The sequence below is a fragment of the Sphingomonas sp. genome (assembly GCF_031372575.1).
Taxonomy (GTDB): Bacteria; Pseudomonadota; Alphaproteobacteria; order Sphingomonadales; family Sphingomonadaceae; genus Sphingomicrobium.
In genome coordinates this window covers 18183-30394 of sequence record NZ_JANMLM010000032.1, presented here as the reverse complement: position 1 = coordinate 30394, position 12212 = coordinate 18183, and the positions used below count along the sequence as shown (strand labels likewise).

Annotated in this window: 8 protein-coding genes and 1 pseudogene; 3 read left to right on the top strand and 6 right to left on the bottom strand. The window is 63.2% G+C overall.

The window, feature by feature from the left end; translation table 11 throughout:
• A pseudogene (locus RMN73_RS02495) lies at positions 1-2138 on the top strand (DNA-directed RNA polymerase subunit beta'); the annotation flags it as partial.
• Between the two features lie 85 nt (positions 2139-2223).
• Here the strand turns inward: RMN73_RS02495 and RMN73_RS02490 are convergent.
• Together RMN73_RS02490 and RMN73_RS02485 are read right to left on the bottom strand one after the other, a co-directional pair.
• Positions 2224-2364 (bottom strand): entericidin EcnA/B family protein, encoded by a 141-nt coding sequence (locus tag RMN73_RS02490; protein ID WP_309601739.1) that lies wholly within the window; start codon positions 2362-2364, stop codon positions 2224-2226.
• A 96-nt stretch (positions 2365-2460) separates the two neighbouring features.
• Positions 2461-3255: a thymidylate synthase gene (locus RMN73_RS02485; RefSeq protein WP_309601738.1), complete on the bottom strand. Its 795-nt coding sequence runs from the start codon at positions 3253-3255 to the stop codon at positions 2461-2463.
• A 129-nt stretch (positions 3256-3384) separates the two neighbouring features.
• Here RMN73_RS02485 and RMN73_RS02480 point away from each other — a divergent pair, with 129 nt between their 5' ends.
• A complete protein-coding gene (locus RMN73_RS02480; RefSeq protein WP_309601737.1) occupies positions 3385-3789 on the top strand; it encodes a JAB domain-containing protein in 405 nt (134 codons plus the stop codon).
• 15 nt (positions 3790-3804) lie between these two features.
• Here the strand turns inward: RMN73_RS02480 and RMN73_RS02475 are convergent, their stop codons facing one another.
• From RMN73_RS02475 to RMN73_RS02460, 4 genes are read right to left on the bottom strand one after another with little or no spacing between them, the layout of a single operon-like run.
• Positions 3805-4500 carry a methyltransferase domain-containing protein gene (locus tag RMN73_RS02475; protein WP_309601736.1) on the bottom strand — a complete coding sequence of 232 codons (696 nt, stop codon included), beginning with the start codon at positions 4498-4500 and terminating at the stop codon, positions 3805-3807.
• Complete coding sequence (prfB, locus tag RMN73_RS02470; protein ID WP_309601735.1) at positions 4490-5617, bottom strand: peptide chain release factor 2; 1128 nt, start codon at positions 5615-5617, stop codon at positions 4490-4492. The genes RMN73_RS02475 and prfB overlap by 11 nt, the downstream gene beginning before the upstream one ends.
• A gap of 33 nt (positions 5618-5650) precedes the next feature.
• Entirely contained in the window at positions 5651-8200 is a 2550-nt protein-coding gene (locus RMN73_RS02465) for a transglycosylase domain-containing protein (protein WP_309601734.1), read from the bottom strand.
• Positions 8201-8245: 45 nt separating this feature from the next.
• The gene (locus RMN73_RS02460; protein WP_309601733.1) at positions 8246-9100 is read right to left on the bottom strand and encodes an N-acetylmuramoyl-L-alanine amidase; all 855 of its coding nucleotides are present in this window, start codon (positions 9098-9100) and stop codon (positions 8246-8248) included.
• Between the two features lie 338 nt (positions 9101-9438).
• On the opposite strand from RMN73_RS02460, the gene RMN73_RS02455 reads away from it, so the two are divergent.
• Entirely contained in the window at positions 9439-12123 is a 2685-nt protein-coding gene (locus RMN73_RS02455; protein ID WP_309601732.1) for a ribonuclease E/G, read from the top strand.
• The last annotated feature ends 89 nt before the right edge of the window (positions 12124-12212 follow it).

Genomic DNA, 12212 nt, shown 5'->3' with positions numbered 1-12212 from the left:
GGCGCGAAGTGCCGATCAACTCGATCTACATGATGGCCCACTCGGGCGCTCGTGGTTCGCAGGCGCAGATCAAGCAGCTCGCCGGCATGCGCGGGCTGATGGCCAAGCCGTCGGGCGAGATCATCGAGACCCCGATCATCTCCAACTTCAAGGAAGGCCTGACCGTCCTTGAATATTTCAACTCGACCCACGGCGCCCGCAAGGGTCTCGCGGATACCGCGTTGAAGACCGCCAACTCGGGCTACCTCACCCGCCGACTGGTCGACGTGTCGCAGGACGCGGTGATCATCGAACAGGATTGCGGCACCGACCGGGCGCTCGAAATGCGCGCGATCGTCCAGGGCGGCGCGGTCATCGCATCACTCGCCGATCGCGTGCTCGGTCGCACAACGGCCGAGGATATCGTCGATTCCGACAATAAGGTCATCATTCCCGAAGGCACGTTGCTCGACGAGCCGATGGTTGCCCAGCTCGAGGACATGGGGCTTCAAGGCCTCAAGATCCGCAGTCCGTTGGTTTGCGCGGCCAAGCAGGGCGTGTGCGCCAAATGCTATGGTCGTGATCTTGCCCGCGGTACGCCGGTCAACATCGGCGAAGCGGTGGGCGTCATCGCCGCCCAGTCGATCGGCGAGCCTGGCACCCAGCTGACGATGCGGACCTTCCACATCGGCGGCGCGGCACAGCTCAACGAGCAGTCGAACCTCGAAGCGCCGGTCGACGGCACGATCGAGTTCCGCGACATGCCGACCATCCAGGATCCGCGCGGCCGCCACGTGTCGCTGTCGCGCTCTGGTGAAATCGCGATCCTCGATATGGATGGTCGTGAGCTCAGCACCCATCGCGTGCCGTACGGCGCGCATATGCTGTGCGAGACTGGGCATATCGTCAGTCGCGGCGATCGGATCGCCGAGTGGGACCCGAGCTTCATGCCGGTGATCACCGAGAAAGCGGGTATCATCCGCTATCAAGACCTGACCGAAAACCGGACAATGACCGAGCTGACCGACGAGTCGACCGGCATCACCCAGCGCGTGGTGATGGACGACATCGCCAAGTCGAAGAAGGAAGACCTCCGTCCGCGCCTGACGCTGATGGGCAAGGACGATACCGAGACCGGGCTTTACCGCTTGCTCCCGGGGGCGATCGTCGCGGTCGAAGATGGTGCAACGGTCGAGGCCGGTGAAGTGCTGGCGCGTATGCCGCGCGAAGCCGCCAAGACCCGCGACATCACCGGCGGCCTGCCGCGCGTTGCCGAGCTGTTCGAAGCCCGCAAGCCCAAGGATGCGGCGATCATCGCCAAAATCTCGGGCAAGGTGAGCTTCAAGAAGGACTATAAGGCGAAGCGCAAGATCGTCATCATCCCCGACGATGGCTCGGAAGAGGTCGCATACCTCGTCCAGAAATCGAAAGTGATCGACGTCCAGGAAGGCGATTACGTCAAGCGCGGCGACAATCTGGTCGGTGGTTCACCCGATCCGCATGACATCCTCGAAGTGCTCGGCGTGGTGGCCTTGGCCGAATATCTCGTCACCGAGATTCAGGAAGTCTATCGACTGCAGGGCGTGAAGATCAACGACAAGCACATCGAGGTGATCGTTCGCCAAATGCTGCAAAAGGTCGAAATCACCAACGGCGGGGACACCACCTTGCTGGCCGGCGAACAGGTCGACCGCGAGGAGATGGACGAGGTCAATTCGGCCCTCACCAAGAAGCAGAAGAAGGCCGAGGGCAAGCCGGTCCTGCTCGGGATCACCAAGGCGTCGCTGCAGACCCGCAGCTTCATCTCGGCGGCCTCGTTCCAGGAGACGACGCGCGTGCTGACCGAGGCTTCGGTCCAGGGCAAGATCGACACGCTCAACGGCCTGAAGGAAAACGTCATCGTCGGCCGGTTGATCCCGGCGGGCACTGGCGCCGGCATGAACCGCCTGCGCGTCGCTGCGTCAAGCCGTGACGCCTCGCTCCGGGCCCAGCAGCGCAAGTTGCAGGAAGCCCTGATCGCGCCGAAGAATGCGGCCGAGGAACATGCTGCCGAGCTCGCCCAGGGTCCCGAAGCAGCAACCCACAGCGATCCGCTGGAGCCGGTTGTCGCGTCGGGCACCGGCACCGATGCCGACGCTGGAGATTACCTCAACAGCTAACGCGTCCGATGCGAGAAGATCGAGAAAAAAGCCCCGCCGGATCTTCTCCGGCGGGGCTATTTTTTTGGCTGATTGCCAGGTCGAATTAGCAGCGAACGTTGTTGATCACATTCTCGGTGCAATTGGCGGCCGACGAGACATCTTTGCCAGCGCCGCGAACAGTATTGCAGGCCGCGAGAACGAGTGCGCCGCCGATGATGGCGATCGTGGTGAGTTTCTGGAACATTGGTAATTCTCCTGTGTGACGTGAGTGGAACGCAGTAGATTGGCTTCGGTGCCATCACGCAGCCGAAATGTTCATCACGCGCGACGATCCGTCAACTCAAACCGCGACTGGTGCCGCGATATGCGGGTGCGGATCATAGGCATCAAACGCGAAATCTTCCGCTTCGTAGCCGAACAGATCCTGTCCGCGATCCTTCAACATCAGCGTCGGCAACGACCGCGGATCGCGCGACAGTTGGAGCTGGGCCTGCTCGATGTGATTGGAATAAAGGTGAACGTCTCCGCCAGTCCAAACGAAGACCCCCGGCTCAAGCCCGCACTCGCGCGCCAGCATATGGGTCAGCAAGGCGTATGACGCGATGTTGAACGGCACGCCGAGGAAGAAATCGGCGCTGCGCTGATAGAGTTGGAGATTGAGCCGCCCCGCAGCGACCTGCGTCTGGAACAGGCAATGGCACGGGGCCAGCGCCATCCGCTCAAGCTCCCCCGGATTCCATGCGGTGACGATCTGGCGGCGGCTGGCGGGATCGCGGCGGATCAGGTCGACCAGCCCCGCGATCTGGTCAATGTGGCGACCGTCGGCCGTTTCCCAATCGCGCCATTGCTTGCCATAGACCGGGCCAAGGTCGCCGTTTTCGTCCGCCCACTCATCCCATATCCCAACCTTGCGGTCCTTGAGCCAGCCGATGTTGGTGTCGCCGCGAAGGAACCACAATAATTCGATGATGATTGAGCGCAGGTGGAGCTTTTTGGTGGTCAACAGCGGAAAACCCTCGGCGAGGTCAAACCGCAACTGGGCCCCAAATAGCGACCGCGTACCGGTTCCGGTGCGATCCATTTGCTCGACACCCTGGTCGAGAATCTGCTGCATCAGGTCGAGGTAATTTCGCATTCTGCCACCCTAGCCAGACTGTGGATTGCGGCAAGTAGTTCGCGGATCGGTCCGTTTTGAATGTAACATGCGACCACGCTGGACGCGGTTCACATCGCCCGACGATCCGCCCTGCCCTATGCAACCGTCATGTTTCATCAGCGTGCCGAATCCCCGCTGCTTCTTAACGGCTTTGAGGCCGCCCATCGATTTTTCGCGGGCTGCCTTGCCGAAGCCGGTCCGGAGAAGGAGCATCTCTGGGTCGCCCATGTCGATGACGAGGCCCGCTGCATCCACCTTGCGCGCCATGACGGTGACGTTGCCGGCGCAACCCTGTCCGTGCGCGATGTGATCAGGGATGCCGCAACGCACGGCAGCGTCGGGGTCATTGTCGCCCATAACCATCCCAGTGGTGATGCAACGCCCAGCGCCGACGACCGCCAGATTACCCGCCGCCTCGCGCTCGCCGCCGAGGCGATTGACCTCGCCTTGCTCGACCATCTGGTGATGGCTGGCCCGGATTGCCGCTCGATGCGCGCGATGGGCTTGCTCTAGGCGGTGTCGCCCGCGTCAGGTCCGGGCAGCAGCACATGGCTTGATTGCGCCCGGCGCCGGCCGCGCCTCGGTGGCGGCATATAGCACCATATAGGCATCGCTGCCGGCGAGCGCCTGATCCCGAAGCTTGGTCAGGCCGACACTGGCGAACTCGCAAGTGAGCAATTCCGGCGGCATCCCGTGCTGACGCACCGGACGACGGGCATCGACCACAACCACCAAGCCGCCGGGCTTGAGGCCATCGCGCAAGTGCCACAGGAAGGCATAAGGCTGCTCAACCTCATGATACATATGCACCAGGAAGATGCGGTCGAAGCTCGCCGTGGGCAGCTTGGGATCATCCGACAAGCCGAGCCGAACCGCGACATTGTCGAGGCCTTCACGCTGGACGCGGATTGCAAGCCGGTCGCGGGTTTCCGGCACGATGTCCTGGGCCAGCACGCGCCCCTTGCCGCCAACCACCCGCGACAGGCGAACGGTGTAATAGCCTTCCCCAGCGCCGATATCGGCGACCGACATGCCGGGTTTGATCCCGGCAAAGGCGATCACCGCTTCAGCCTCCCCCAGCCGATCGCGGGCGTCCTCGGTCGAGAAGCTGTCGCTGACAATCGAGGCGACGTCGCGGTCGGCCCTGGGAAACGTCGATTGCGGCGCGTCGGCCTTGCAGCCGGTGAGCGCCAGCAGCAGCCAAGCTGCTGCCCTAATCGACATCTTCGACCTCGACCTTTTCGCCGGTCACCCGCTGCGACAAGGCCGCCGCCATGAACCGGTCGAGATCGCCGTCGAGCACGTCGCCCGGCGCGGTCGAGATGACGCCGGTGCGCAAGTCCTTGACCAATTGATATGGCTGCAGGACGTAACTGCGGATCTGGTGGCCCCAGCCGATATCGGTCTTGTTGGCCGCGCTGGCGTCCGCCTCGGCCTCGCGTTTTTGCAATTCGGCTTCGTACAGCCGGGCCTTCAGCTGCTTCATTGCCTCGGCCTTATTCTTGTGCTGGCTGCGCTGGTTCTGGCACTGGACGACGATATTGGTCGGAATATGAGTGATCCGCACCGCGCTGTCGGTAGTGTTGATGTGCTGCCCACCAGCGCCAGACGCGCGATAAGTATCGATCCGAAGCTCGCTCTCGTTGACCTCGATATCGATATCATCGTCGACCTCAGGATAGACCCACACGGAAGCGAAGCTGGTGTGGCGCCGTGCCGAGCTGTCGTAAGGCGAAATACGCACCAGCCGATGCACTCCGCCCTCGACCTTGAGATTGCCGTACGCATTCTCGCCCTTGATCAGCAACGTCGCGGACTTGATCCCGGCCTGCTCGCCGGCATGATGGTCGATCAGCTCGACCTTCATCCCGTGGCGCTCGCCCCAGCGTGAGTACATTCGCTGCAGCATTCCCGCCCAATCATTGGACTCGGTGCCACCAGCGCCAGCGTTAATTTCGATATAGCTGTTGTTGGCGTCAGCCTCTCCGGCCAGCAAGGCCGCCACCTTGTCGCGTTCGGCGCGTGCCGCAAGATCGGCCAAAGCGATCACGCCGTCGTCGACCAAGCCATTGTCACCCTCGGCATCGGCCATTTCGATCAGCTCGACCGTATCCTTGAGCTCGGTCTCGATCTTGGCCGTCGCGCCAATCGCTTCTTCGAGCCGCCGCCGCTCGCGCATCACGTCCTGCGCGCCTTTGGGGTCGTTCCACAGACTTGGATCCTCGACCATGCCATTGAGCTCGGCCAACCGCTTGTGCGCCTTGTCCCAATCGAGGAACCGGCGGAGCAGCTGGGTGGCGGCGTTGATCTGATCGATATGCGTTTGCGCTTCGGCGCGCATGATATTGGCTTTCAAACGGGGCGTAATGCGGCCCTAGTAAATCCCACCCTGCCTTTGCAAGAAATCGTCGACCGGAGGTTTCGGTCGGGCAGGTTTGGCGCGCACGGGTCGCGGGCGCTTGGGCGGTCCGCCGACGCCCTCGGGCGCGGCAGCAACCAGGTCTTCGCGGCGAAACGAACGACGCGGTTCGGTCTCTGGCTGGAACGCTTCCCAGATGACTGACGACTTGGGGTCCTCGCTGGTCGGGAAGGTACCGAACACGCGCTTGCCGGTGACCCGGTCGATCCGCACCATGCGGATACCAGCGGGCGCGATAAACGGAATTTTGGGCGAATCCTTGAACGCGATCTGGGCAAATTGCTTGAACACCGGCGCCGCGATCCGGCCGCCCTGCGCATAGCCGCCCAGCGAGCGCGGGCGGTCGTAACCGAGGTAAACCCCCGACACGACGTCGGGCGTCCCACCGACGAACCACACATTGGTCGGGCCAGTGGTGGTCCCGGTCTTGCCGAACAAGGGCCGGTCAAGGTCGCGCAGCACGGTCGCCGTGCCGCGCTCGACCACGCCTTCCAAGATGTGGATCATCTGATACGCCGCCTGCGGCTCAAGCAATTGCTTGGCGCGGATCGGCGGGCGCGGCATCGCCTTGCCGTCCCAATCCTTGCCATTGCACCCGTCCATCACCTGGCAGCGATTGTCGGTTCGATAAATGACCTTGCCGCCCCGATCCTGGACGAAGTCGATGATCGTCGGGCGGACTTCGCGGCCATTATTAGCGAGCACCGCATAGGCATTGGTCAGCTTCATCACGGTGGTGTCGCCAGCACCGAGCGCGATCGACAGATAATTGGGAAAATTGCCGACTCCAAGCTTCGCAGCAGTGGCGATCACCTTGGGCATGCCGGTCTGCGACGCGGCTCGCACCGTCATCAGGTTGCGCGATTGCTCGACCCCCCAGCGCATTGTCTTGGGCCCAGCATAACCACCGTCGAAATTCTTGAAACATTTGTTGCCCAGCCCCGCGCCCTGCCAGACGCAGAACGGGGCATCGACGATGATCGACGCCGGAGTCATGCCGTTTTCGAGCGCGGTGACGTAGACGATCGGCTTGAACGACGACCCGGGCTGACGCAGCGCCTGGGTGGCGCGATTGTAAGATGAGCCGACCACATCGAACCCGCCCTGCATCGCGAGGATCCGCCCGGTGCGTACTTCCTCGGACAGGAAAGCCCCGCCGATCTCGGGGATGGAGCGAAGCGCGTAGCTGGACCCGCCGATCAACTTGGCGATGACGATCATCCCCGGCTTGATCGCACTGAATGCAGTGCCGCCGCCGCCACGCTTGGACTGCTGCGCGGCCGATGCCGACAGCGTTCCCTTGGTGCCGTCAGAGAAGCCGAGCAGCGCCTGCCCGCCCGATTTCTCAAGCACCACCGCCTTGCGCCAGTCGGGAAAGCCGGTGCCGAGCGCGGCGGCGGACAATTGGCCGCGCCAGTCCTTGGTCAGATCGACGCTCAGCCCGGTATCCTGCCACCCGCGCCCGCCGTCGAACTTGGCGAGCCCCTCGCGAAGCGCGTCGGCGGCGGCGTCCTGCATCAATGGCACCATCGAGCTGCGCACCCACAGGCCGCCGGCGTAAACGCTGTTCGGCCCTTGCTCGGCCTTCTCGCCAAAGCGGCGGATCAGGTCGCGGCGCACTTCCTCCATGAAATAGCCGCCGTTCTGACGGAATTTTTCGTTGCTGCCATAGCGGATCGTGCCGAGGGGCGCGGCCGACGCTTCGGCGCGCTGGGCCTCGGTGATGTAGCCATTGGCGACCATCTCCCGAAGCACGTAATTACGCCGTGCGGTCGCTTTGGCGGTGGCACGCTGCGGGTCATAATTGGACGGCGCCTTGGGCAGGACCGCGAGATAGGCCGCTTCGGGCAGCGTCAGTTCGCTGACGTCCTTGTCGAAATAAGCGCGGCTCGCAGCCTGGATCCCGTAGGCATTGCGACCAAGAAAGATCGAGTTGAGATACAGTTCGAGGATCTGCGGCTTCGACAGCGTCGATTCGAGCCGGAAGGCGAGGATCGCCTCACGGACCTTGCGGGTGACGGCATAACTATTGTCTTGAAGCAGATATTTGGCGACCTGCTGCGTGATGGTCGATCCGCCCTTGGCGCGGCCGCCGGTGACTGACTTGGTCGAATATTCAAACACCGCACCGGCCAACCCCGGATAATCGATCCCGCCATGGCTGAAGAAGGTCTTGTCTTCCGCCGAAATCATCGACTGCACCACCAACGGCGGATATTCGTCGAACGACAGTTCGACGCGCCGCTCGCGGGCGAAGGTCTGCACCGGGTTACCGTCATAGCCGCGCACGTTGGTTGGCAACGGCGGCTGGTAAGCGAGCAATTTCTCCGAACTTGGGATGTTCGACGCAAACCAGATCCACGTCATTGCGAAAAACAGGAAGCCGCCGAACAACACCCAGGCGCCACGCCGAACCCACAGCCGGGCGAACCACGGATCGATTCGGTCGTGAACCCGCTGGTTGAAGCGGACGAGATCGGGAAGCTGGAGTGCGAAAGATGGCATTGGCGACAAGCATCTAGCCGCTTCATCGGCCCGCGCAAAGCCGGGTTAGCGCGAATGCCGCAACGCCGCATCGACTTCGATCGCGCGGGCCAGCTCGGCGACGATCGGGGCGCGGCCTTCTGCGGTACGAAGCAGCGCCTCATCGTCCATGTTGCTGATATAGCCAGCTTCGAACAGCACGCCCGGCACTTCGGACCGTCGAAGGATGTGGAACGCGGCGAATTTGTGCGGTTCCGGGCGCAGCAGCATGCCGCGGCCACGGCCCGCCACCAGCCGCGTCGCGAGGTCGGCAGACTCGGCCATCTGGTCGCGCAAGGCGAGGTCGCTGAGCAGGAACCGAAGCCCCTCGTCCCGCTCGCTGCTCAATCCCGCGCCGTCGTCATTCTCGGCCTTGGCAAAGCGCGCGGCCTCGGCGTCGGAGGCGACGTCGGACAAGGAATAGACGGTTGCGCCGCGCGCCAGCGGGTTAGGGGCACTGTCCATGTGAACCGAGACCAGCAGGCTGACACCGAGCTGGCGGGCGATGGCGGCGCGTTGGTCAAGGGTCAGGGTGCGATCCTCATCGCGGGTCAGTGCAACCCGGACCCGGCCGTGCTTAGCGAGCAAGTCCCGAAGCTCGCGGGCGAAGGCCAAGGTGAGATCCTTTTCCCTGACCGTGCCCGACACGCCCGGTGCGCCGGGATCGCGGCCGCCATGGCCGGGGTCGATCAGCACGATCGGTCGACCCGGCACCCGTGATTCGGTGATCGTCACGTCGCCGACCTGATCGCGCAGCGCGACGGTCAGCCCGCCCCGACGCGCCTCGCCGAACAAGGCTTCATCATCTTCAATCTGCGGCTTTGGCCACAGGAAAAAGGCGAGCGCCGCGATCAACAGCACTGCGAGCAGTATATGGATCACGCGTGCCTGTTTGTGTCTTAGCCACATAGGACGCTTATCGTCGGGCGAGGCATTGCGGGCAAGGGGCGCGAGTGCTAGTCCAACACCACCCGCGAATTTCAAAGCGGGCCTGCGCCGCATCGTCGGTTCAGGTTTTCGAGGTTGACGCCGCATGACACCACAGGACGCCAGTCGCTTGCTCGTAGCCGAGCCGGTTGGCGCGCTTTTCCCGGCGATGGTCGGGATGGGTCACGCAGCAGAGGCACTATCCATACATCACGCCAGCGCCGAACCCGGCCTGGTCACGTCTATCGCGCGCTCCCGCCATTCGCGGTTCCAGCGCGCCCGGAGAAATTTCAATGTCCATGCGCATGCTAATCGACGCGCGCCACCCCGAGGAAACTCGGGTCGCGGTCACCAAGGGTAACCGGATCGAAGAGTTTGATTTCGAATCCGCCGAACACAAGCAACTCAAAGGCAATATCTATCTAGCCAAGGTAACGCGGGTCGAACCCTCGTTGCAGGCAGCATTCATCGATTATGGCGGGAATCGCCACGGGTTCCTCGCGTTCAGCGAAATCCATCCCGATTATTACCAGATCCCCAAGTCGGATCGCGATGCCTTGCTGCGTGAAGAAGCTGAGCATGCCGCCGAGGAAGAGCGCATTCGCGCCGAACTCGAAGACGGCAATCTCGACCCGCATCATGACGATGACGGCACCGACGATCGCGCCGAAGAAGAAGATGAGCATCACGATGACGATCATCATGACGATGATGGTGACGCGACTGAAACCGGCACCGGATCCGATGCCTCGCCGGTCGACGAGAGCGCCGCCGACGAACTTCGTCGCAAGCGCCAGAATCTGCGCCGTCGCTACAAGATCCAGGACGTCATCCAGCGCCGCCAGGTGCTGCTGGTCCAGGTCGTCAAGGAAGAACGCGGCAACAAGGGCGCGGCGCTGACCACGTATCTGAGCCTCGCCGGTCGTTATTGCGTACTGATGCCCAACACCTCGCACGGTGGCGGCATTTCGCGGAAGATTTCCAACGGTGCCGATCGCAAGCGCCTGAAGTCGATCATGTCCGACCTTAACCTGCCGTCGGTGATGGGCCTGATCGTCCGCACCGCCGGCCTGGAGCGGACCAAGGTCGAGATTCGCCGCGATTTCGATTATCTCGCCCGCTTGTGGGACGAAATTCGCCAGAAGACGCTGTCGAGCTCGGCCCCCGCCTTGGTTTATCGCGACAGCGACCTGGTCAAGCGCGCGATCCGCGATCTGTACCACAAGGAAATCGACGAGGTGCTGGTCGAGGGTGAGGAAGGCTATAAGGCCGCCCGCGGCTTCATGAAGTTGCTGATGCCGAGCCACGTCAAGCGCGTGCAGGCTTATTCCGACCCAACCCCGATCTTCCAGCGTTATGGAGTCGAGGACACCCTGTCGGCAATGTACCAGCCGGTTGTCCAGCTGAAGTCGGGCGGTTATCTGGTGATCAACCCGACTGAGGCGCTGGTGTCGATCGACATCAACTCGGGCCGCGCGACCAAAGAACATAATATCGAGCAAACGGCGTTCGCCACCAACATCGAGGCGGCGCATGAAATCGCCCGCCAGCTGCGGCTTCGCGACATGGCCGGTCTGGTCGTGATCGATTTCATCGACATGGAGCAGAACAACCATAATCGCAAAGTCGAGAAAGCGATGAAGGACGCGCTCAAGAATGATCGTGCGCGGATCCAAGTTGGCCGTATCTCGAGCTTTGGACTGATGGAAATGAGCCGTCAGCGGCTGCGCACCGGGGTGCTCGAAGCATCGACCCGCCCGTGCGCGCATTGCGAAGGCACCGGATTGATGCGCACGGCGTCGTCATCGGGCCTAAGCGCGCTTCGGATCATCGAGGAAGAAGCCGGGCGTGGTCGCGGTGACCGCATCCTGCTCCGCGCCGGTCGTGAAGCGGCGATCTATCTACTCAACCGCAAGCGCGGCGAACTGGCGGAGATCGAAGCGCGCTTCGGTGTGACCATCGAAGTGTTGATCGACGAATCGTTCGAAGGCGCCCGGATGAGCGTCGAGAGCAGCGGACCGCGCCCGGTCGCGCCGCAGCGCATATCCGCCCCGATCGTCGATGATGACGAGGATGACGGCGAGTATGAGGCTGAGGCCGAGGGCGATTATGCCGAAGACGAAGAGGATGAGGGCTCGAGCGATGACAATCGCCGCGCCCAGCCGCAAGATCGGCCGCGTGCCGAAGGTGATGGCGAGGGCGAGAATGGCCCGCGTCGCCGCCGTCGTCGCCGTGGCGGTCGTGGCCGCAATCGCCAGCGTGAAGGTGGTGAAGGCAGCGAAGGCGGAGAGCGCGAACCCCGCCAGCACGCCGACGGTGACGAGCAATCTGAAGAGTCGACCGGCGACGAGCCGCGCGAGGCCGCCCCGGCCCGCGCCGACAATGACGATGGCGACGGCGAAAGCGGCGGTCGCAACCGCCGTGGACGCCGTGGCGGTCGTGGACGGCGTGGCCGCAGCGACGGATCGAGCGAAGGTCTTGGTGAAACCGTTGCCGCTGACGATGGCGCGATGGTTGATCGGCCGGTTGCCGACGAAGCGCCGCTGGCCGATGCCGAGCCGGTTGACGCGGAGGGTCCCAAGACCCGTCGTCGCCCCAAGGCTCGCCAAGCCGCCGAGAATCGTGCTGCCCAAGCCGCGCCTGAAGCGACAGCTGAGGCCGAGGCGGCAATTCCTGACGCTTCAGCCGAGAAGCCCAAGCGCAGGAGCCGCGCCAAAAAGATCGATGAAGCGGTGACTGCGGTCGAGGAGCCGGCCTTCGTGCCACAGCCTTACGCGAAGGCGCCGGAGCCAGCGGCAGAACCAGCCGTCAAGACGACCAAGGCCAAAGCCCCGGCGAAAGCCAAAGCAGCGCCGAAAACAAGGGCCAAGAGCGCCGCACTGGCCGACACCGAAACGGCGTCAACCGCTCAATCGGCCGACGACGACGACAGCGACGGCCCGCCGCGTGGCGGCTGGTGGCAGCGGACCTTCGGCTAAGGAATGCGCCGTCATTGCGAAGCTGGCGATCAATCGCCATGCGCAGTGACGGCGGCTTCTTTCATCGCTCGTTCATCCGCCAGATCGGA